The sequence below is a fragment of the Candidatus Acetatifactor stercoripullorum genome, assembly GCF_944382095.1.
Lineage (GTDB): Bacteria > Bacillota > Clostridia > Lachnospirales > Lachnospiraceae > Acetatifactor > Acetatifactor stercoripullorum.
The window spans coordinates 1-21,403 of the sequence record NZ_CALWMU010000039.1 but is presented as its reverse complement, the minus strand read 5'-3'; the positions used below and the strand labels follow the sequence as shown (position 1 = coordinate 21,403).

Genomic DNA, 21,403 nt, shown 5'->3' with positions numbered 1-21,403 from the left:
TACCGGCGGCCAGCCAGGGTCTGCTTTTGAAATATACAATGTGTAACATTACAGGATATAAAAATATAGGTTTCACAAGTATTTAAAACTTAGAGGTATGGATATGACAATAAAGGAGCTGCCTACCCCTTGCTATATTGTGGATGAGGGGCTGATAGAGGAGAATCTGAAAATACTTGCGGGGGTGATGGAGCGGACGGGGGCCAGAATTTTGCTGGCCCAAAAGGCCTTTTCCATGTATGCTTTGTATCCCATGATCGGCAGATATCTTTCCGGCGCCACAGCCAGCGGATTGTATGAAGCAAGGCTGGGCGCCCAGGAGATGAGAGCGCCTTTGGAAAAAGAGGGAAAGCATTGTGAAAATCATGTATTTTCCCCGGCCTACAAGGAGGAGGAGATTCCGGAGCTTTTGGAGTATTGTGACCATATTGTATTTAACTCCTGGAACCAGGTGAAAAAGTATGGAGAGAGAGCCAAGGCTTTGGGAAAAAGTATCGGACTGCGCATCAACCCGGAATGCTCCACCCAGGAGGGACATGCTATCTACGACCCTTGCGCTCCCGGCTCCCGGCTTGGGGTGACCAGAAAAGCCTTTGAGGAGGAGATCAGGAAGGACGGCGGTTTTCTTTTGTCCCTGCTGGACGGATTGCATTTCCACACGCTCTGCGAGCAGGATGCGGACGCCCTGGAGGAGACTCTGAAGGCGGTGGAGGAGAAATTCGGAGGCTATCTCAAGGGCATGAAATGGATCAATTTCGGAGGAGGGCATCATATTACCAGAAAGGGCTATGATATCCCCCGGCTGGAACGATGTATCCGGCATATGAAGGAAGCCTATGGACTTACGGTATATCTGGAGCCGGGAGAGGCCGTTGCGCTGAACGGGGGCTTTCTTGCAGCCTCTGTGCTGGAGGTGGTTCACAATGGAATCCATATTGCCATTTTGGATACCTCGGCGGCCTGCCATATGCCGGATGTGCTGGAAATGCCCTACCGTCCGCCGCTGCTTCACAGCGGGGAGCCTGGGGAGAAGCCCTATACCTATCGGCTGGGAGGACCCACCTGTCTGGCCGGGGATGTGATCGGGGATTATTCCTTTGACCAGCCCTTACAGGAAGGAGACAGGCTTGTCTTTGGGGATATGGCGATTTATTCCATGGTAAAGACCAATACCTTTAACGGGATGCCCCTTCCCTCCATTGTTTTGAAGGACAGAACCGGGGAATATAAAATATGGAAGCGTTTCGGCTACGAGGATTTTAAGGAAAGGCTTTAACACAGCGCATCAGAGACAGCCCTTGGAGAAACAGCAGAAAAATAGGAAAGAATGATAAGGAGGGATCCATATGCGGATCATAAAGGATACAACGCCTCTTGAGGACGGCTACCGTATGCCCGGGGAATTCGAGCCCCATCAGGGCTGTATTATGATATTTCCGGAGCGGCCGGATTCCTGGCAGTACGGAGCCTACGCGGCCAGAAAGGCTTTTGTGAAGGTGGCGGAGGCCATTTCCTTTTCCGAGCCGGTGACGGTATGCGCTTCCGCAGCACAGTATGACAATGCAAGGGCGGCGCTCCCCGCACATATTCGTGTGGTGGAGATGTCCAGCAATGATTCCTGGGCAAGGGATTATGCTCCCACCTTTGTGAAAAACAAGGAAGGGCAGATCCGGGGCATTGACTGGGGCTTTAACGCCTGGGGAGGGCTCTATGACGGGCTCTATTTTCCCTGGGATAAGGACAACCAGATGGCAAGGAAGCTGTGCGACCTTTTTGAAAAGGATGTGTATGACAAACGGGATTTTATTCTGGAGGGAGGCTCCATCCATGTGGACGGAGAGGGAACCTGTATCGTGACGGCTCCCTGTCTTTTGAGCAAGGGAAGAAATCCTCAGATGAGCCGTGAAGAGATTGAAGAGACGCTGCGCCAGTATCTGGGAGTGTCCGTTGTGATCTGGCTTCCCTGTGGAATTTACAATGACGAGACCAACGAGCATGTGGATAATATCTGCGCCTTTGTCAGGCCGGGAGAAGTAGTTTTGGCGTGGACCCAGGACAAGGAGGATGTACAGTATGAAATGTCCAACGCCTGTCTTGCGGCGCTGGAACAGGCCAGGGACGCCAGGGGAAGAAGCCTTAAGGTGCACAAGCTTCCTCTTCCGGGGCCGGTGACGGTGACTAAGGAGGAGTGCGAAGGGCTGGATTCCTGCGACGGAGAGCCTACGAGAATGCCCGGGGAAAGGCTGGCGGCTTCTTATGTAAACTTTTATATTGCCAATAAAAATATTGTAATGCCGGGATTTGGAGACCCTATGGATAAGCTGGCAAAGGAGACGCTGCAGGAGCTGTTTCCGGACCGCCAGGTGATTCAGATTTATGCCAGAGATATTCTGATTGGTGGAGGAAATATCCACTGCATTACCCAGCAGATTCCGGCAAATATATGAAAAATTCACAGGGAGGTATCTATGGAACAGGTGACGGTTGCGGCGGTGCAGATGTACTGTAATCGGGAGAGAGAGGAAAATATAAAGGCGGCGGACAAGCTGGTGCGTCAGGCGGCGGCGGAGGGGGCGCAGATCATTCTGCTGCCGGAGCTGTTTGAAACCTGGTATTTCTGTCAGGAAAAAAAATATGCTTCCTATGAGCTGGCCTATCCGGCGGAGGAAAATCCTGCGGTACGCCACTTTCAGAGGGTGGCTTCCGAGCTGAAGGTAGTGCTGCCTATAAGCTTTTTTGAGAAAAGCGGGAATACCACCTACAATTCGGTGGCGGTGATCGACGCGGATGGCACAATTTTGGGCATCTATCGTAAAACCCACATTCCCGATGATCATTTCTATCAGGAGAAATTCTATTTTACACCGGGAGACACAGGATTTCAGGTGTGGGACACTGCCTATGCCAGAATTGGAGTGGGCATCTGCTGGGATCAGTGGTTCCCGGAGGCCGCAAGGTGTATGGCGCTGATGGGCGCCCAGCTTCTCTTGTATCCCACGGCCATAGGCTCCGAGCCCATTATCGGATGCGACAGTATGCCCCACTGGCGGCGCTGTATGCAGGGACATGCGGCGGCAAACGTGATGCCTGTGATTGCGGCAAACCGCATCGGGGAGGAAGTGGTGCTTCCCACTAAGGAGAACAACAATCAGTCCTCCAGCCTTGTGTTCTATGGTTCCTCTTTTATTACGGACGAAACAGGAGAAATTCTTTCGGAGGGGGACCGGATCCAGGAGAAGATACTCCTTCATTCCTTTGATCTTGAGAGCATTGAGAAGCTTCGGTTTGAATGGGGGCTTTTCCGGGACAGAAGGCCAAAGATGTATAAAGAGATCTGCAGATAGAAGGCGGATTCCCCAAAAGCCTTGATTCAATAGATGAGCGGAAAATTCTGTGGTATACTATGACTGAAAAATTTATTGCCATTAGGATTGGGAGGTTGATGCTGTGGATAAGATTAAGGACGAAAAGTTAAGAGAAATTTTACAGGAAATGGCGGAACTTCTTCACCGGGTATATGGAAAGCGTCTAAAAGCGGTGATTTTATATGGCTCAGTTGCCAGAGGAACGCAGACAAAGGATTCAGATGTGGATATAATGGTTCTGGTGGATGGTACGGACTCGGAACTGCGGAAATACGACGAAAAGCTCAGCGATGTATCTACTGATCTGGCGCTTAAATACCTGAGAGTATTTTCTATAATTGATGTAAAATATCAGGAGTACATGGAGTGGAGAACAATTTCCCCGTTCTATAAAAATGTGGATAAGGAAGGCGTTGTGGTTTATGCAGCTTGATATTCAAACATTGTGCAGATACAGGCTGGAACGTTCCAGAGAAGATCTGCAGGCGGCAAGAGTGAATCATGATGCCGGGCTGTTTAAAGCATCAATTAACCGTTCCTATTATGCGATTTTTCATGGAATTCGTGCGGTGAATATTTTAGATGGATTTGATGCATCAAAGCACAGCTCTGTTATTGCCCACTTTAACCAATATTTTGTGCATACTGGAGAATTTGATCGTGATATATATAAGATCATTGACGGGGCATACCGAATACGGGAAAAATGTGATTACTCGGATTTTTTTCTGGCATCAAAAGAGGACTCTGCTATTCAGCTTTCACATGCGGAAACATTTGTGAAAACGGTAGAAGAATATATACAAAAGAAGGGAAATATGGCGGAAAACGATCCTGTTGATAGAAAACGTAGAAATTGAAGGTTCTGGGTGTCGGCTACAGCAGAATTCCCTTTTCCTTAAGCTCCTGACGAATCAGGCCCAGGGCCTTTTCGGAGGGAGCTTTTATGGTGTGATAATGAAGATCCTCCGTCAGAGCCTTTAAGGGCTTTGAGCTGCTCTGGGACAGCCGGGCGCAGAATTCCTGGGCGTCCTGGATATCATTGATCACAAGGTCTACCCGGATTTGTCCGTAGAGGTCGTGATCGATAAACACGTCCAGCATACTGCCGCCAAAGTCCACGATGGAACGCATTTCATCCAGGGTTTCTTCTGCGGTGTGCTTTACGGCGATGACAGCGGTGCAGCCCTTTCGCATATCCTGGGGATGAAAGAGCATATAGCCCTTGTTGGTGGAGAGGATATTGCGGTTTTCGGCCCTGAGGATAGCCACATCCTGTACGATAATCTGGCGGCTTACGCCGAAGTGCCCTGCCAGCTGGGAGCCGTTTACAGGCTCTGCCCTGCTGCTTAAATATTCCAGAATCCTTTTTCTTCTAAACGCTGCGTCGTTCATGGAAATTCCTCCCTGTTATCTGATGACTTCCCGTTAATTTACGATTTTCGCATTGGGATAAATGCGCTCCATCCGCTCGTCCGGAAAATGGCTGTCTAAAAAGCTGTTCACAGCCTGGGCAGCTTGGGAGACATTCTGCTCTGCGGCGGAACCCTGGGTGTTGCGCTGGGTGTAGCGCGCCAGGGCTGCCGCAGATACAGCCATATTAAATATCATAAATACAATCAAAAAATTACACAGAATAGCGCCAAAGCGTTTGGGCAGCTTCTCAATCAGGCGGGACAGGCGTGGATAAAGGAGCTTCAGCCATACAACGGCGGCAATTCCCCAGAAAAAGCAAAACAGCAGGTTGATGCGTCCTCCCAGGTTAAAGGTATAGCTGCTGTAGTCCCAGAAGATGGTGCCAAATACCAGCTCTGTAAAGACGCTGCAGATATATTCATAAGCGCCGCCCAAAAGAGTGCCTGCGGCAAAAATATATCCGTCGCTTTTATCTTTATAGCGGTAGAGAAGTCCTGTCAGCAGCGCGCAGGCAAGACCCCAGACAATGCTGAAGGGACCGTAGACGACACTGCTCCGGCTCATAAGCTCTCCTGCGGTGATATAGCAGAAGATAGTCTCTACGATATCCCCCAGAAAGGAACCTATGAAAAACAGGCAGAACAGCTTGTAGAAGCTGCAGCCCTGGGCAAAGACCTGGGATTTTTCTTTCTTTGCGGCAGCCGCCTGGGGATTAATGGCGGGGAAGGATTTCTGCATACGGGACTGTACCCGCTTGGTCAGGGCATTTTCCAACAGCTTTGAGGTTTCCTGCATACCTTCTGTGAGCTGGGACAGCCGTCTGGCTCTGGATTTCATTCCCAGCACGGAAACAGCGGTGGTGATAAAGTCCACTGCCAGCAGTCCCCAGAGCACCCACAAAAGAACTGTGGCCAGAAACTCCGGTATCAGATCCAGCAAGGAACATAGCAGAGGATTCACAAACAGCATGGTGATTACTGCCAAAATTCCCCAGAGGAGACAATACCGCAGACAGATATAGCCGCCTATGTTAAAGCGTATGTGTGAATAATCCCACAGCTTTTGATGAAATATTTTCTCCAGGGCAAGACCTGTAAGGTATTCCAAAACTGCGGCCACGAGCATTCCTCCCAGAAACAGGAAGAAAGGATTTTCCGTAAGCTCCGGCAGAAAAATGGCAAACAGCGCTGAGCCAAAGCCGTAGATGGGGCACAGGGGACTGTTTACGAAGCCCCGGTTTATGAATTTCCGGCGCTGCAGCGCGGCGGCGCATACTTCAATACACCAGCCCGCAAAGGAATAGATAAAAAACAGCCAGGAAATTTGCAGCAAGTTATAAGTCATGTCAGGTTCCCTTTTCTTTAGCTGATAAATTTAAGAATCATTATATACTGCTTTGCCAATCATCATACCACAGGCCGGGCCGAAAAGTAAAGACGGACAGACCGCAGGGAGGGTTGGAACGCCTACTGGATGCAGAGATCAAACTGTCCTCCTGTGAGGGTAAGGCGGATTCGGTACAGATCGTGGTCCCAGGAGGCTTTAAGCCTGGGGTCTGTGACCGGGAGCGTATCAATGGCGAAAAGCTCTGCTCCCCGGAAAGAGGCGCTGGAAATTTCTTCAAAAACAATTTCTCCGCAATCCCCAGAATTCATTTTGACAGAAGGAGCATAGTAGGTAATGAGGTTTAAGGTGACGTTTTCACAGTTGGTGCAGTCCGTTAGTTTTATTTTATTTTCCTTTTTCCACAGAATCACCTTCCGCACGTAGGAGGGGGAGGCGCCGTCCCCGGCAAGGCAGGCATTTTCCGAAAAAGGATATGCCTCAGAAAGCTCCATGGAGATGGAGGCCTTATCCTGATCAAAGGCAGTCTTCACCTGGGTGGCCCGGAAGGCGGCTCCATCTCTTTGATCCAGCCCGTCTAGGGTGGGAAGGTTGTGATAGCAGGACTGCATGGTCCAGATTTCGTAGCGTCTTTCGGAGAAGGTTTTCTTCGTATAGCTTTCCACGCCGATATCAATAAACAGAGGCTTTCCGTCCTTGTAAAGGGTAAAGCTGCCCGTATCGTTGTGATTGTGGCTGTCTGCGTTGTCCCCGGCCTTTACCGCCAGGGAAAGCAAGGGGCTTCTGGCCACAAAAAGTCCCACGCTTGGGTAGAAAATATCCTCCGGGAGAATGTCCGCAGGATTTTCCCAGGCAAAATCTATCATCTCCTGGGAGCAGAAGGCGGTCTGCAGCCTGTAGTAGAGGCTGATGCCCTCATCATTGTAAAGAGCGAAGCCTGATCTGCCAAAATCCCTGGCGCCAAACAGCATCAGAGCACGCTGCCCGGTACGCTTTCCGAAAAGATATTCTCTGGCCCCGGCGTATCCCGGCGTGGCAGAACAGTCAGAAAAGTTAAAATAGCAGTTGTCCTTCACATGGACGTTTAAAATATAGGAGGCAATATTTTTAATTTTTTCCCATTGAAACAGGGGGGCAAAAAAGCCGCCTGTGACCTGATCCAGAATGTCCAGGGCGCAAAACAAACAAAGCCCCGCATGGCGGTAATAGTGGGCGCCCTCGTCGCAGCAGCCGTCCTCACCGTAGCCTGCAAGAAAATAGTCGCAGCTGAAAGCGGCCTTTTTTAAAACCTCAAGCCTGGTCTGCTCGGGAAAATCTGCTAAAAAGGCAGTAATCAGCACATTCTGGGTACACCACACGGTCCAGTTGCACATCTCCTCCCCGTCTCGTCCCATCCACCAGAAATGCTCCGTGAGATAGGGCTGTAATATTCTGTTTTCCAGTTCTCTGTGAATTCTTTTTGTAATAAAGGGGCTGATCTGATCCAGCTGTTCGGAAAGCAGATATAAAATGCAGGAAAGCTGCGCGCCGGTCTCACAGGAAAACAAATCCAGTACAGGCCTCTCAAAGTCCGGCAGAATAAACTGCTCACTGTCCCGGATATAGCTGTTGTGGGGCGGAATCTGCCAGGCACTTTCCTCGCACAGGGCATAGATGCCGTTGATAATATCGTCCAAAAAGCGGCCTTCTCCCTCTACGCATTCTGCAAGCACAAGGCTGTTTAGAGCCTTGCGCCTGGAAAAATAAGGATCCTCGTAGACCGCCCGGCTGCCGGTTCTCTTAAAACTCATATAATCAGTGGCCCGGATGGGAGGATAAGCAAAGGACAAAAAGGATTCTCCCTCCTTTATGATCTTGTGACGGATTTCTTCCGGAAGCCCCTGATAGGCCTGCCTGTCTGAGGCGGTCGGAAAGGGAGAAAATGCCTTGAGAAGGCTCTCATTCTTTCCTTTTTCCCTATTTTTGGACAAAGCATCCAAAAAAAGAGAAGCAGCCTGACCGCACCTGTTTTCCATAATATCTCTCTCCTTTTATATTATCTATATTGAGCATTCAGGTATTCAGTGGGAGACATGCCCTCCAGCTTTTTAAATACCTTGCTGAAATAAAAGGCGCTCTCAAACCCCAGCATCTCCGCAATCTCGTATACCTTAAGGTGCCCCTCCTGCAAAAGCTTTTTGCTCTCCCTGATTTTGCAGGAATTTACATATTCGGAAAAGCCGGTCTCATTATACTTTCCGAAAAGCTGGCTTAAATAATTGGGGCTGATTCCGAACACGGCGGCCACCTCGTTTAAGGAAAGCCGTTCTTTCACATGTTCATTGATGTACTTTTTTACATTGGCCACAATATGGTTTTTATAATCACGGCGGCGGTCCTCAAAAAGCTGACACATTTGCCGGCTGAAGGACTGCAGCCAGTTTATGACTTGCTCCACGCTTGTCTGCTTGTAGATGGAGCGGTATCCCTCCGGATTGTCCTTGAAAAATTCGGACAAAATGGATTCGCCGTTCTGAAGCAGGGAGATGGACAGATAGAGGATATTGCATGCGGCGTCCAGGGCCTGGACATAGTAGCTGGGATGGAGGGCAAACAGTCCGCAGATATCGTCTATGGTCTTTTGCAGAATTTCCGGATCGTATTCTTCAAAGGCTCTTGTCAGCTCCTGCTTGAACAAGCTGATATTAAAGGAGCTGTGATAGGAATCCTCCTTCAGACAGTCCTCAAAAAAGGAAAAGGGGCGGTAAGTGTCCGTCATAAGACAGGCCTGTCTGGAATACTGATAGGAGTCGCTGATGCCCTGAGGCGAGTCCGTCAGGCTGCCGATACCGCAGTGAAAGGAAACATTGTAGTATTTTTCCAGGGTCGTGCTGATTCCAGAAAGAATACCCCGGATTTCCCTCCCATAGTCCTTGCTCTCCCGGCAACTTTCGGATATTGTGCTATAGCAGAAAATCAGGGCAAAATGCCGGATATCCAGAGAAAGGGCATAGCAAGGCATATATTTTGCCGCCAGCTCCCGTATCATCTGCATGGAGGAAACAAACAGGGAAATCTGTTTTTCCCTGGGAAGCTGCTCCGCCTGGGGACTGGTCATTTCTCCGTAGCAGCATACATACCCGCCGTAACCAAAGTCCAGATTCAAATCCCGGCTCTGCAGCGTAAACTGCTCCTCGGATTCAAAAAGATTGTTTAACAGGCGGATAAAGAATTTGTCATAAAAGGGATACACAGCGGTGGAGGCGGCGCCGTCCCGCTCCTCTATCCGGCGGATAGCCGCCAGCACCCTTTCTATGGCCTCGGAAAGGGTGTCGGCGGTGAGCTCCAGCTTTACCAGATAATCCGTTACCTGATAGGTGAGGGCCTCCTTTGCCATATGGAAATCCTCGTAGCTGGTGAGAATGATAAAGCAAGGCTTTTCATTTCCGTAACGCTCTCTGCAGATACGAATCAGATCTAAACCGCTCATCACGGGCATTTTAATATCCGTCATCACGATATCAGGACGTTTTTCCTCTATGATCTGCAGCGCCGCCTGGCCGTTTAAGGCCGTGGCGCATATCTCAATGTTGTATTTGGACCAGTCCAGCATGGACTTGATTCCTACCTGAACCAGAGGTTCATCGTCAACAATTAACAATTTATACATATTTAATCTTTCCTTCCTGCACGTCGGCCGGGGATATGAATGGACATGGTGGTATAGGCTCCTTCTTCGCTGGCGATGGTAATGCCATAGGATTTCCCAAATTCATACTGCAGCCTCTTGTGAACATTGCTGACCCCGATTTCCCGGAAGAAATCAGTGCTGTTTTCCTGATTATCAACCAGAATCTGCTGTGCCTTATCAGGAGAGATGCCCACACCGTCGTCTGTGATGTCGATGCAGAGCTGGGGAAGCCCATCAGGAGAATCCTCTGCTTTTTTTTCGCAAAATGCGTTTATGGTGATGCGTCCTGTGGTTCCCTTGGGCTCTATCCCATGAAAGATGGCGTTTTCCACCAGGGGCTGCAGGGTAAATTTGATAATCTCGCAGTCATAGATGAACTCCTCTTCCACATGAATCTCCAACGACAAGGTGCCGCCGTAGCGATAGCTCTGTATGGTGAAATAATTTTCCACCAAAGAAAGCTCCTCCCGTATGGGGATTAAGAGACTGGTTCCCTTGGAAACGCTTTTTAACAGCCGGGAGAGGGCGGTGGTCATCTCCGCAATGCCACAAGCTCCCTGAATGGTGGCCATCCATTTGATAGAATTCAGGGTATTGTACAGAAAGTGGGGGTTAATCTGGCTTTGGAGCATTTTATATTCCAGATCCCGTTTCTGCTTTTCATCCTCAATGCGCTTATTCATTAACAGGTAAACGTCCTCAGACAGGTCATTGATGCCCCGTCCGATATCCCCCAGCTCATGGTTCCATTCTATAGAAGGATCACGGCTGAAATCTCCGTCCGCAATCCGGAGCATCTTGGCCTGCAATTTGAAAACGGGCACATGTATCATACGATTCAGGATGATCATAAGAAGGATGCCGATTCCCAAAATCCCGATGAGAATGCCTGCTAAAATGGCCCACCACAAAAGCTGCTGGTTAAACAGCTCCGAATGGGAAATGCTCTGACTGATGTAACAGTCCGGCATATTTAAGGCTGAGGTCACAACGATCCGGTTTCTGCTGTCCGACGTTCTTATCTTAGTTACCCTGATATTGTCTGTTATGGCAGATTCAGTCAGGTCCTTAAGCATTTCATAAGAACCATCCAATTCCTCGAAGGCGCCCTCGCGGTAAACATAGTTGTGATCTCCCAGGGTCAGATAAATGTTGCTGTCCTCCGCAACATTGTAGCGCCTTAAGGGGGAGGCAAACAGCTCTGTGGACACCTCGATGAACAGGTAGCCCCCCTGAACAGAGTTATACTGATAGGTGATGGGCCGGATGATGGGGAGGACGGCTCTGCCCTTGCGGTAAAAAGGGTCATTAATCAGACCGGTGGAAAAATTGTAGGAGGTATCCTCCAAAAGCTCCTGAAAAAAAGAAAGCTTAGGGACCTCCTGCGCCAGATCGCTTGTGGAAGAGTAGGAAGCGCTGACGATCTGCAGGAAATGATCTCTGGTAATGACAGCCACCCGGGGCATATAGGCATTGGAAGCGTTATTGTTGTACTCCTCATTGATTCTTTCATAGGTGGATACAGAGAGAACGGAGCCTGGATTGGGATTGTTCTCAATATATTCCGCCACCTCAGAATTGGTCTGAAGGAAGCGTACCATAAGGTAGACATTGTCCATGCTGCCGTTGATGGTATCGGTTAAAAGCTTCAAGTTGGTCTCGGTTGATTGAATCAAGCTGTGCTGCAGATATTTTTGAAAAATATAATAGCTGGCAAAGCTGATAATCAGACACATGCCAAACAGGCAGGAAACAGTGAGAAACAAAATCCTTTTCTGAATCCTGCCGAAGGGGCGGCTTGTCTTGCTCAAAGACCGTTCCTTTTCTTTTTTTTGAACCATAGAAATCCCCTGTTTCTGCAATAATAATATCAAGTATATCATATTTCGGCCCGCATGGGGAAGCAGAGAACGGATAACTTAAAAAATTACATCATATTAAAAAATAGTGCAGATTTTGGAAGCTCTTTCAGCAAAAGGGCGTAAAATTGTGAATAAATTTTGAATAGAATATTAAATTTTTCCATGTAAAAGAAGGGAGAAATTTCATATACTTTATCTGTAATCAACGGAAGGGTTTGAGAGAGATCAAAACCCATCAGAACAGGAGGATTGTGTATGAAAAAGAAAGTGCTCAGCATTTTGCTCACCGCAGCTATGGCGGCTACGCTGCTTGCAGGCTGCGGCGGTACTGAGGAGACTGCAGGCGGAGGAAATACAGCGGCTTCCGATGCCCAGACAGCGACCACCCAGGAGGCGGCATCTGATCAGGCGTCAGAGGCTTCTACCGAGGCAGCCGGGGAAGCAGTTACCCTCAAGTGGGCTATCTGGGATCAGGAGACCACAGCTTACTGGAGCGATCTTAAGGAGGCATATGAAGCATCCCACCCCAATGTAACTATTGAGATGGTAGACTTAGGCTCCACAGATTACATGACGGTTTTGGCAACGGAGCTGTCCGGAACAGGTACGGATTTCGATCTGGTAACCATCAAGGATGTTCCCGGTTATGCAACCCTGGTACAGAAGGGCTCCATTCTTGCCTTAGACGACTACATAGCAGCAGACGGCATTGATCTGACTCAGTTTGCAGGCACCACCGATCAGGTGACTGTGGACGGAAGCCTTTATGAGCTGCCCTTCAGAAATGACTTCTGGGTGCTCTTCTATAATAAGGATTTGTTTGATGCAGCAGGCGTTGACTATCCCACCAACGATATGACCTTTGAAGAGTATGACGCTTTGGCCAGAGCGGTGACGGACACCACCTTTGGCTCTCAGGTATACGGCGCACATTACCACACCTGGAGAAGTGCGGTACAGCTGTTTGGCGTTTTGGACGGCGAGCACACTATTTTGGACGGCGAGTATTCCTTCTTCAAGCCCTATTATGAGATGGTGCTGAATCAGGAGGCTGACGGCGTGTGCAGAAAGTACACCGATTTAAAGACTGAGGGACTTCACTATTCCGCAGCATTTTCCGGTGGAGATGTGGCTATGATGAATCAGGGCTCCTGGTTTATCTCCACCCTGATCACCAACCTGGCAAGCGGCGAATATGACGCAGACCTGTGCGGCAACTGGGGCATTGTAAAATACCCTCACGCAGAAGGCGTTGAGCCTGGCTCTACCCTTGGAACCATCACCGGCATTTCCATTACCACAGCAAGCGACAACCCCGATGAAGCATGGGAGTTCGTGAAGTGGGTAAGCGGTGAGGAAGGCGCAGCAGTTATGGCTTCCAGCGGAAACTTCCCTGCAATCATGACTGATGAGATTAGAGATGCCATCAGCGGCATGGAGGGCTTCCCCACCGACGAGGCAAGCAAGGAGGCGCTGAATGTGTCCAATCTGTACCTGGAGGTGCCGTACGCTCCCAACGTATCTGAAATCAACTCTCTGCTGGATTCCTACCATGGAAGCATTATGACAGGAGAAATGACAATTGACGAAGGTATTGCGGCTATGAATGACGGAGTTTCCCAGATTCTGGCACAGTAAAAAGGTATTGAAAGGGGCCGCAGGCGACTGCGGCCTCTTCCTGTAAGGTAGATCACTGCAAAACAGATTATTTACGATGCCATCGTGCCCATTGCACCTTTCAACACAGACACGCTTTCGCTCCGAGCTGACCGCAGCGGTACATAAGGCTGCAGAGAACGCAGCCCAAGTACCGGCGGCCAGCAAGGGTCTGTTTATGAAATATGCAATGTGCAGAATTAGAGATATCAATATTTTAGTTTTGCAGCGATCTATTCTGTAAGACTTTGAAAGGAGAGTATCCATGCCGAAAGTAGATGAGATTCAAAAAGCGGAAAAAATAAGCTCTCTGCAGGGGGAGCTTACCCAGCTGATCGCGGCGGTGCGTACAGAATTCGATGAAAAGAAAAAGAGAAAAATGATCGTAAAAATCGGAGAGTACAACCGCCGGATTGATAAGCTGAAATCGGGCAGGCTTTTAAGCCGGGAGACAAAGAGGGATATTGTGGCATATTCCTTTATCGCGCCCAACTTTATCGGATTCTGCGTCTTTACGCTGATTCCCATTGTGTTTGCATTTGCCCTGGCATTTTTGGAGTGGGACGGAAGCAATCCCATAAAATGGGCCGGACTTGACAATTTTGCAAGACTGGGAAATGATATTTTCTTTAAAGCGGCGCTGAAGAATACGGTTATTTATTGTATCGGGACCGTTCCTCTTACCATGGTGGCCTCCCTGGCGCTGGCCATTGTGCTGAACCAGAAGGTAGTGGGAAGAGGCATCTTTCGTACTCTGTCCTTTTTCCCCTATGTAGCGTCCCTGGTTGCCATTACAGCCGTGTGGAAAATGCTGTTCCATCCCTCCAAGGGCCCCATCAATAACATACTCTACACCGTGTTTCATGTGGCCCAGGAGGATCTGCCCCAATGGTTCAGCGGCGGGCTGGTGCTGCTTTCCATGATTTTGTTCAGTGTGTGGAAATACATGGGCTATTATATGGTGATTTATCTGGCGGGCCTGCAGGGAATTTCCTCGGAGCTGTATGAGGCAGCCAGCTTAGACGGCGCCAACACCTGGCAGAAATTTCGTTACATCACCTGGCCCCAGTTAAGCTCTACCACCTTTTTCGTAGTGGTTATGTTGACCATCAACTGTTTTAAAGTATATGATATTGCTATCATGCTGGCTGGCGGCGGAAGCGGCGAGCTTACCACATCCGCCACGGTTTTAGTTTACTACATTTATCAGAAGGCGTTTATCGACTGGGATCTGGGCTATTCCAGCGCAGTGGCAATGGTATTGTTTGTGATGGTGCTTTTGGTTACCATTATTCAGTTCAGAGGCCAGGCGAGAAAGGAAAGGGCATAATGGCTTATTTATCATTGAAAGTTTTGGACAGGGACGGAAATACCATTTGTGTAAGAAACGGCGAGGATTTTGTGGATTTGGTGTGTACCCGCACCTATGAGGAGGGGGATCGGATTGTGCTGGAAACCTCCGAAAAAAATATTCATGTAAATCTGCAGGTGGACGACGCATTGGGTTCTGCCTTTGTGTACATAACGGACAATGTTTCCTATGAGATACCATTTGGCGAAAAGCGCATCAGCTATTCCCCCAAGGTATTTGCGGGAGCAAGGCATTATCTGTATGCGGAGACGGCCTCAAAGGAGGAGGTTTCCCGCTATCGGAATCTTGCCCTGAATCCTGCGGACCAGCATCGGGAGGTACCCTGTTACCCCCACGCTACGGCAAATGTGGAGACCAGAGGAGAGAGTGTGTTTGCCGCAAAGAACGCCATAGACGGTGTGAGAGCAAATCTCTCTCACGGAGAATGGCCCTATCAGTCCTGGGGAATCAACAGACAGGCTGATGCTGCCATGAAGGTGGACTTCGGCAGAAAAATCCGCACCGGCAGGGTGGTGCTCTACACCCGGGCCGATTTTCCTCACGACAGCTGGTGGACCCAGGTGACCCTCCGATTTTCCGATGGGAGCAGTCAGGATTTTACCCTGGAAAAAACAAACCGTGCCCAGACGCTGACGTTCCCGGAAAGGGAGATTACCTGGCTTGAGCTGGGAAACCTGATCAAAGCCGACGACCCTTCGCCCTTTCCTGCCTTAAGCCAGATAGAGGTGTACGGTTACGTGGTGCTTTGAGCCATAAAATAATCTTTGACAATTTTGATCATCTTTCGCAGGAGCCGGACAAGAGAGGCGTCCTGCGGGAAAGGTATGGGAGAATATGAGATCAGCACATAAAAAAGCCGTTTTAGGCAAAGTGATTGTATACATCATACTGATTGTGATCGCGCTGGTCATGATCATTCCCTTCCTCTGGATGCTGTCCGCATCCATCAAGAGCGACAGGGAAGTATTCCAGATGAATCCCTTTGTATGGATTCCTGAAGAACCCAAGTGGAGCAATTACTCTGACATTTGGACCCAGATTCCCTTTGCAAGATTTGTGGGAAACACGGTATATCTTACCGTTATTGTCACCTTTTTGCAGCTTCTGACCAGCAGCTTTGCGGCCTATTCCTTTGCAAAGCTGAATTTCAGGCATAAAAACGGGCTGTTTCTGGCCTATATAGCAACCATCGCCATGCCCTGGCAGGTATACATGGTGCCGCAGTTTATCATGATGCGCCGTATGGGACTGAATGACAAGCTGCTTGCCATTATCTGTCTGCAGGCGTTTTCGGCCTTCGGTGTGTTTATGATGAAGCAGTTTTACGAGGGCATTCCCGACGATCTGTGTGAGGCCGCCAGAATCGACGGCATGAGCGAATACAGGATTTACGCAAAAATCATGCTGCCCCTGTCAAAGCCAGCGCTTTCCACACTGACCATCTTTACCTTTGTGGCCACCTGGAACGATTACCTTGGGCCCCTGATCTATTTAAAGACCCAGGAAAAAAAGACCATTCAGCTGGGACTGAAAATGTTTATCAGCCAGTATTCCTCGGACTACGGACTGATCATGGCCGGCTCCGTGCTGTCCTTGATACCGGTGCTCATTGTATTTTTGGTACTTCAAAAATATTTTGTGGAAGGCGTTGCGTCCACAGGACTGAAGGGATAAAATAGAGGCAGAAAAGATAAGGAAAAGGCGGTTTACATATGGCGATTGCATTTGAGGGATATCCCAAAATCACACAGAGTGAAATCAATGAGGCCCTTGACTTCTGCAACAGGCAGATACTCCATGTGCTTCCGGAGTTCACAGAGGAGTTTCAGAACGCGTACAGCGAAAACGGATTTTATAAGCCCATTCCCAACAGGGACTGGACCTGTGGCTTCTGGACCGGAGAGATATGGCTGGCTTATGAATATTCCGGGGATGAGAGGCTGAAAAAGGCGGCTGAAATACAGATACACAGCTTTCTTGAGCGGATTGACAAAAAAATCGAGGTAGATCACCACGATATGGGCTTTTTATATTCCCCCTCCTGCGTGGCGGGCTATAAGCTCACAGGCAGCAAGGAGGGAAGAGAAGCGGCCATTAAGGCGGCGGATCAGCTGATCACCAGATACCATCCGGTGGGAGAATTTATTCAGGCATGGGGGCCCATGGACGCCCCGGAAAATTACCGTCTCATCATCGACTGCCTGTTAAATCTGCCCCTTTTATACTGGGCTTCCCAGGAGACGGGAGATTCTAAGTACAGAGACATTGCGGAAAAGCATATCCATACGGCGGTTGCCAATGTGATCAGAGAGGATTATTCCACCTGGCATACCTTTTTCTTTGATATGAAAACGGGGGCGCCGGACCACGGCGCCACCTGCCAGGGCTACAGAGACGGCTCCGCCTGGGCCAGAGGACAGGCCTGGGGTGTGTACGGCATGGCCCTTGCCTACCGTTATACGGGAAGGAAGGAATACATTGATTTGTTCCGCCATGTGACGGAGTATTTCCTGACCCATCTCCCTAAGGATCTGGTTCCCTATTGGGATTTGGAGTTTACGGACGGGGATGACCAGCCTAGGGATTCCTCCTCGGCCTCCATTGCGGCCTGCGGCATGCTGGAGATGGCAAAATATCTGGAGCCGCAGGAGGCAGAGCATTATAAAACCATTGCCGCACGAATCATGAAATCCGTCTATGACAATTATGCCGTAAAGGATATGAACACATCCAACGGGCTGGTGCTGCACAGCACCTATTCCAATCACTCACCTTATAACACCTGTAATCATTACGGGGTGGATGAGTGCAATTCCTGGGGAGATTACTTCTATATGGAGGCGCTCACCAGAATGAGCAGGGATTGGGAGCAGTATTGGTAAAAGCCGTCTGGAGAGGACGTTATTTGACGGCTGGGGAGGAAGTTCAATGAAGGGTATCAGATGTGGAGAATTACATACGAAAAAGGATTTTCAGGAGCTGATGCTGTCTGTTTTGGAGCCCTTAAAGCCCCATTACAGTAAGGGGAGGGCAAGACTGGACCTGGGTGTGACGGCGGCCCATTATGATCAGGGAGCTGTGTGGATGGAAGCCTTTTCCAGGCCCCTTTGGGGGCTGGTGCCCTTTTGGGCGGGCGGCGGACGAGACAGCGGCTTTGAAGAAATTTATCAGAGAGGCTTAAGCGCCGGAACGGACGAAAACAGCCCGGAGTACTGGGGGGAATGCGGCTCCTTTGACCAGCGCTTTGTGGAGATGGCAGCAATTTCCTATGGCATTTTGTTTGCCCCACAGATCGTCTGGGACCCCTTAAGCGAGACAGAAAAGGAAAATCTCAGCAGGTATCTGAACAAAATCAATGAGCATCCGCTGCCGGTGTGTAACTGGATTCTGTTTGCGGTGCTGGTGAACATTGCCATGAAAAAGGCAGGAAGGCCCTACAGCCAGAGGATGCTGGAGGAGTATCTGGAAGGGCTGGAAACCTTTTACCTGGGAGAGGGATGGTATCAGGACGGAGATTCCGGGCAGAAGGATTACTATATTTCCTTTGCCATTCATTTTTATTGTCTGGTGTATGCGAAGGTGATGGAGAAGGAGGATGCCGGACGCAGCGCTCTGTATAAGGAGCGGGCCATGACCTTTGCCAGACAGTTTATCTATTGGTTTGACGAGGACGGGGACGCCATTCCCTTTGGCCGCTCCCTGACCTACCGGTTTTCTCAGGTGAGCTTTTTTGGCGCCTGTCTGCTTGTGGGAATAGAGCCTTTTCCTATAGATGTGATGAAGGGACTGATCGCAAGGCATCTGCGAAGCTGGATGGAGCGCCCTATTTTTGACAGGGACGGGATTTTAACCATCGGATACGGCTATCCCAATCTGATTATGGCAGAGCGGTACAATGCGCCGGGCTCGCCCTACTGGGCCATGAAAACCTTTGCCTTTTTGATGCTGCCGGACGAGCATCCCTTCTGGCAGGCCAAAGAAGCGCCTCTTCCCGCTCTTTCGCCGGACTGCCCAATGCCTCAGGCAGATATGTTTGTGCGGCATTATGGAAACCACACCACAGCCTTTGTGCCGGGAGTTTACAGTCCAAGCGGACACGGACAGACTGCGGCCAAGTATGGCAAATTTGCCTATGACAGCAAATTCAGCATCAGTGTGGCAAAGTCCTGCTTTGAGCTTCATGAAAATGCCCCGGACAATATGCTTGCCTTTGTGATGGACGGCTATGTGTATGTGAGACGTATCTGCATGGAGTCCAAAATCACGGACACGGGCGTATTTTCCAAGTGGAGTCCTGCTCCGGGGATTATAGTGGAGACTACGGTGACTCCAAACGAAAAGGGGCATGTGAGACGCCACCGGATTATCAGTGACAGAGAATGCACCGCCTTCGACTGTGGCTTTGCCATAAGACGGGAGGAAATACCCGATGACAGGGGAACCTCCGGAGCCTGTGACACCGGCTTTTCCTTTACTGAGGATAAAGGCTGGGCTCAGGCGGGGAACAGAGATTCCTTCTGCAGGGTGGAGGCTGCCCATGGGGAGGGGCATGTGATCCTGGCGGACCCCAACACCAACCTTTTGTATCCCAAGACAGCCATTCCGGCGGTAAAATATCAAATCGTAAAGGGAGAACAGGAGCTTGTCACTATCGTGACGGCAGATATAAAGGGGGATGGAGGAAAGCTCTGAAAAAATTAAATTTATCTTGACAATAATACGAATCCGTACTATTATACATGGTACGGATTCGTATTTTGTGTTTTGCAGAAGTATTTGGAGGAAGCAATGTGAAAAAAAACGAGGACTATTCGGAAGCGATACAACGTCTGGTGAACGCTATCAATAAAATTGACGGAGCCTATTATTTTTGCGCTAAAAGTATGGGAATTAAGGAAAATACGCTGGCTCTTTTAAGCGCATTGGATGATGGAAGGGTCCATACCCAAAAGCAGATATGCGAGGACTGGCTGATACCGAAAACTACGATAAACACGGTGGTAAAGGAGTTGATTGAAGAGGATTACATTCTTCTTGGAGCCGCCGGGCCCACCAGGGAAAAGACCATTCTCCTGACCGAAAAGGGAAGGCAGTATGCGGATGGCATACTGAAGCATATGAGGCTGTCGGAACAGCAGGCGTTGGAAAGTACCCTTCAGAATTTTTCTCCTGAGTTTGTTGATGCCTTCGAATGCTTTTCAAAGAATCTGTGTGATGAATTTCAAAAGAGAATCTTGGACAGAAAAGAAGAGAGGAAGGAAATATGAATTCACAGACCTTATTTTCAAAGACCCCGCCCTTAAAGCTTTTTTTTATGGCCTCGCTCCCCGGCGCAGTAGGGATGCTGGCCTCGGCTCTATATCAGCTTGTGGACGGTATTTTTGTGGGCCGTTTTCTGGGAGAGACCGCCTTTGCGGCGCTGAACCTGGCAATGCCCTTTGTGATTATCAATTTTGCCCTGGCTGACCTGATCGGTGTGGGCTCCTCTGTTCCCATTTCCATAAGCCTTGGAAAAAAGAAAACTGAGGAGGCCAATAATATTTTCACCTGCGCCTGTATTATGATTGTGGGGGCAGGAGCGGTGGTGGGCGCCATTTTGTATATTGCTGCCCCCGGGCTCATCCGCCTGATGGGTGCAGAGGGAGATTTTGCGTCTCTGGCCGTGCAGTATCTGCGGGTGTATGCCATCTGCTCTCCGGTGACCACCCTGGTGTTTGCCACGGACAATTATCTGCGCATCTGCGGGAAGATTAACGGCAGCATGGCCTTGAATATTTTTATGTCCGTGCTGAGCGCAGGAGCGGAGTTTGTGTTCCTGTATGTGTTCCGATGGGGCATATGGGCTGCAGCGCTGGGCACCTGTCTGGGCATGTTTGTCAGTGTGCTGATTGCCCTTGCACCGTTTTTTATGGGGAAAATGCAGCTTCGTTTCTGCAGGCCCCGGTTTTCTGTCCGGATGGTACGGCAGATCATTGCCTGCGGCGCGCCCAACTTTTTAAACAACATTGCGGGAAGAATTACTTCCATATTAATGAATACGGTTTTAGTGCGCCTGGGCGGAGAAACGGCAGTATCTGTTTACGGCATCCTGATGTATGTGGACGGATTTATCCAGCCGCTGCTCTACGGTATGTGTGATTCGCTGCAGCCTGCAGTGGGCTACAATCTGGGAGCCGGCAAGCACTCCCGTGTGAGAGCCATAGAAAAATGCTGCTACGTTGCCAGCGCTGTAGTGTCCCTTTTGTCCATGGTGTTTATTTTCCTGTTCCCGACGCAGATTGCAGGATTGTTTACCACAAATGGAAGTGGAGAGCTCATTGCAATTACGGTGGGGGCTCTGAATCTGTTTGCCTTTACCTACCTGACAAGATGGCTCTCCTTTGCCACCCAGAGCTATATGCTGGCGGTGGAGAAGCCTATAGCGGCCTCTATTATTTCAGTGTGTACCGCCCTGGTTTTCCCGGTGCTTTTGATCGTAGTGCTGTGGCCCCTGGGCTTAACAGGCCTTTGGGCGAACTTTGGAGGAACCGCTTTGCTTGCGGCCATCCTTGCTGTCATTGTATTGCTGAGAGAGCGCAAAGATCTGATGCGTCAGGACGCGTGCTGATGTGCCGAAATGTAACAGTAAGCCCTCTTGTTCTACAGTTCTGAAAGGAAAAAAATAATTCGCACAAAAAATCCTGAAAACAAGCCCTTTTGCGGAAAAAGATGATAAAAT

At 49.5% G+C, this 21,403-nt stretch carries 18 protein-coding genes; 13 read left to right on the top strand and 5 right to left on the bottom strand.

Annotation, left to right across the window (positions count from 1 at the left end; translation table 11 throughout):
• Nucleotides 1-103 precede the first annotated feature (103 nt).
• From nspC to SHK35_RS11310, 5 genes are all read left to right on the top strand, one after another.
• Entirely contained in the window at nucleotides 104-1,276 is a 1,173-nt protein-coding gene (nspC, locus tag SHK35_RS11330; RefSeq protein ID WP_318709839.1) for a carboxynorspermidine decarboxylase, read from the top strand.
• A 70-nt stretch (nucleotides 1,277-1,346) separates the two neighbouring features.
• A complete protein-coding gene (gene aguA, locus SHK35_RS11325) occupies nucleotides 1,347-2,447 on the top strand; it encodes an agmatine deiminase (RefSeq protein ID WP_318709837.1) in 1,101 nt (366 codons plus the stop codon).
• Nucleotides 2,448-2,468: 21 nt separating this feature from the next.
• Nucleotides 2,469-3,344, top strand: coding sequence for an N-carbamoylputrescine amidase (aguB, locus tag SHK35_RS11320; RefSeq protein ID WP_318709835.1), 876 nt, complete (start codon nucleotides 2,469-2,471; stop codon nucleotides 3,342-3,344).
• 103 nt (nucleotides 3,345-3,447) lie between these two features.
• Nucleotides 3,448-3,798 (top strand): nucleotidyltransferase family protein, encoded by a 351-nt coding sequence (locus tag SHK35_RS11315; RefSeq protein ID WP_318704361.1) that lies wholly within the window; start codon nucleotides 3,448-3,450, stop codon nucleotides 3,796-3,798.
• Nucleotides 3,788-4,225, top strand: coding sequence for a HEPN domain-containing protein (locus SHK35_RS11310; protein WP_318704362.1), 438 nt, complete (start codon nucleotides 3,788-3,790; stop codon nucleotides 4,223-4,225). The genes SHK35_RS11315 and SHK35_RS11310 overlap by 11 nt, the downstream gene beginning before the upstream one ends.
• Nucleotides 4,226-4,241: 16 nt before the next feature.
• Here the strand turns inward: SHK35_RS11310 and SHK35_RS11305 are convergent, their stop codons facing one another.
• The 5 genes from SHK35_RS11305 to SHK35_RS11285 form a co-directional block, all read right to left on the bottom strand.
• A complete protein-coding gene (locus tag SHK35_RS11305; RefSeq protein WP_318709833.1) occupies nucleotides 4,242-4,760 on the bottom strand; it encodes a transcription repressor NadR in 519 nt (172 codons plus the stop codon).
• A 33-nt stretch (nucleotides 4,761-4,793) separates the two neighbouring features.
• Complete coding sequence (locus SHK35_RS11300; RefSeq protein ID WP_318709832.1) at nucleotides 4,794-6,125, bottom strand: putative ABC transporter permease; 1,332 nt, start codon at nucleotides 6,123-6,125, stop codon at nucleotides 4,794-4,796.
• 122 nt (nucleotides 6,126-6,247) lie between these two features.
• Nucleotides 6,248-8,140, bottom strand: coding sequence for a heparinase II/III domain-containing protein (locus SHK35_RS11295; RefSeq protein WP_318709831.1), 1,893 nt, complete (start codon nucleotides 8,138-8,140; stop codon nucleotides 6,248-6,250).
• Between the two features lie 20 nt (nucleotides 8,141-8,160).
• Nucleotides 8,161-9,774 carry an AraC family transcriptional regulator gene (locus SHK35_RS11290; protein ID WP_318709830.1) on the bottom strand — a complete coding sequence of 538 codons (1,614 nt, stop codon included), beginning with the start codon at nucleotides 9,772-9,774 and terminating at the stop codon, nucleotides 8,161-8,163.
• A 2-nt stretch (nucleotides 9,775-9,776) separates the two neighbouring features.
• A complete protein-coding gene (locus SHK35_RS11285; protein ID WP_318709827.1) occupies nucleotides 9,777-11,636 on the bottom strand; it encodes a sensor histidine kinase in 1,860 nt (619 codons plus the stop codon).
• A 276-nt stretch (nucleotides 11,637-11,912) separates the two neighbouring features.
• Between SHK35_RS11285 and SHK35_RS11280 the strand changes: the two genes are divergently transcribed.
• From SHK35_RS11280 to SHK35_RS11245, 8 genes are all read left to right on the top strand, one after another.
• Entirely contained in the window at nucleotides 11,913-13,295 is a 1,383-nt protein-coding gene (locus tag SHK35_RS11280) for an ABC transporter substrate-binding protein (protein ID WP_318709826.1), read from the top strand.
• 283 nt (nucleotides 13,296-13,578) lie between these two features.
• On the top strand, nucleotides 13,579-14,643 hold the full coding sequence (locus SHK35_RS11275) for an ABC transporter permease subunit (protein ID WP_318709824.1): 1,065 nt from the start codon (nucleotides 13,579-13,581) through the stop codon (nucleotides 14,641-14,643).
• On the top strand, nucleotides 14,643-15,434 hold the full coding sequence (locus SHK35_RS11270) for a DUF7402 domain-containing protein (RefSeq protein WP_318704370.1): 792 nt from the start codon (nucleotides 14,643-14,645) through the stop codon (nucleotides 15,432-15,434). Before SHK35_RS11275 ends, SHK35_RS11270 begins: the two co-directional genes overlap by 1 nt.
• Before the next feature lie 85 nt (nucleotides 15,435-15,519).
• Nucleotides 15,520-16,359 carry a carbohydrate ABC transporter permease gene (locus SHK35_RS11265; RefSeq protein ID WP_318704371.1) on the top strand — a complete coding sequence of 280 codons (840 nt, stop codon included), beginning with the start codon at nucleotides 15,520-15,522 and terminating at the stop codon, nucleotides 16,357-16,359.
• Nucleotides 16,360-16,397: 38 nt separating this feature from the next.
• Nucleotides 16,398-17,567: a glycoside hydrolase family 88 protein gene (locus tag SHK35_RS11260; protein ID WP_318704372.1), complete on the top strand. Its 1,170-nt coding sequence runs from the start codon at nucleotides 16,398-16,400 to the stop codon at nucleotides 17,565-17,567.
• Nucleotides 17,568-17,613: 46 nt separating this feature from the next.
• Nucleotides 17,614-19,377, top strand: coding sequence for a DUF2264 domain-containing protein (locus SHK35_RS11255; protein WP_318709823.1), 1,764 nt, complete (start codon nucleotides 17,614-17,616; stop codon nucleotides 19,375-19,377).
• A 98-nt stretch (nucleotides 19,378-19,475) separates the two neighbouring features.
• Nucleotides 19,476-19,952, top strand: coding sequence for a helix-turn-helix domain-containing protein (locus SHK35_RS11250; protein WP_318704374.1), 477 nt, complete (start codon nucleotides 19,476-19,478; stop codon nucleotides 19,950-19,952).
• Nucleotides 19,949-21,292 (top strand): MATE family efflux transporter, encoded by a 1,344-nt coding sequence (locus SHK35_RS11245; RefSeq protein ID WP_318709822.1) that lies wholly within the window; start codon nucleotides 19,949-19,951, stop codon nucleotides 21,290-21,292. The genes SHK35_RS11250 and SHK35_RS11245 overlap by 4 nt, the downstream gene beginning before the upstream one ends.
• Nucleotides 21,293-21,403 lie beyond the last annotated feature (111 nt).

Excerpts from the sequence above, each read along its gene's own strand:
- nspC (WP_318709839.1), top strand. The coding sequence starts at position 104 with ATGACAATAAAGGAGCTGCCTACCCCTTGCTATATTGTGGATGAGGGG.
- aguA (WP_318709837.1), top strand. The coding sequence starts at position 1,347 with ATGCGGATCATAAAGGATACAACGCCTCTTGAGGACGGCTACCGTATG.
- aguB (WP_318709835.1), top strand. The coding sequence starts at position 2,469 with ATGGAACAGGTGACGGTTGCGGCGGTGCAGATGTACTGTAATCGGGAG.
- SHK35_RS11310 (WP_318704362.1), top strand. The coding sequence starts at position 3,788 with ATGCAGCTTGATATTCAAACATTGTGCAGATACAGGCTGGAACGTTCC.
- SHK35_RS11305 (WP_318709833.1), bottom strand. The coding sequence starts at position 4,760 with ATGAACGACGCAGCGTTTAGAAGAAAAAGGATTCTGGAATATTTAAGC.
- SHK35_RS11300 (WP_318709832.1), bottom strand. The coding sequence starts at position 6,125 with ATGACTTATAACTTGCTGCAAATTTCCTGGCTGTTTTTTATCTATTCC.
- SHK35_RS11295 (WP_318709831.1), bottom strand. The coding sequence starts at position 8,140 with ATGGAAAACAGGTGCGGTCAGGCTGCTTCTCTTTTTTTGGATGCTTTG.
- SHK35_RS11290 (WP_318709830.1), bottom strand. The coding sequence starts at position 9,774 with ATGTATAAATTGTTAATTGTTGACGATGAACCTCTGGTTCAGGTAGGA.
- SHK35_RS11285 (WP_318709827.1), bottom strand. The coding sequence starts at position 11,636 with ATGGTTCAAAAAAAAGAAAAGGAACGGTCTTTGAGCAAGACAAGCCGC.
- SHK35_RS11280 (WP_318709826.1), top strand. The coding sequence starts at position 11,913 with ATGAAAAAGAAAGTGCTCAGCATTTTGCTCACCGCAGCTATGGCGGCT.
- SHK35_RS11275 (WP_318709824.1), top strand. The coding sequence starts at position 13,579 with ATGCCGAAAGTAGATGAGATTCAAAAAGCGGAAAAAATAAGCTCTCTG.
- SHK35_RS11270 (WP_318704370.1), top strand. The coding sequence starts at position 14,643 with ATGGCTTATTTATCATTGAAAGTTTTGGACAGGGACGGAAATACCATT.
- SHK35_RS11265 (WP_318704371.1), top strand. The coding sequence starts at position 15,520 with ATGAGATCAGCACATAAAAAAGCCGTTTTAGGCAAAGTGATTGTATAC.
- SHK35_RS11260 (WP_318704372.1), top strand. The coding sequence starts at position 16,398 with ATGGCGATTGCATTTGAGGGATATCCCAAAATCACACAGAGTGAAATC.
- SHK35_RS11255 (WP_318709823.1), top strand. The coding sequence starts at position 17,614 with ATGAAGGGTATCAGATGTGGAGAATTACATACGAAAAAGGATTTTCAG.
- SHK35_RS11245 (WP_318709822.1), top strand. The coding sequence starts at position 19,949 with ATGAATTCACAGACCTTATTTTCAAAGACCCCGCCCTTAAAGCTTTTT.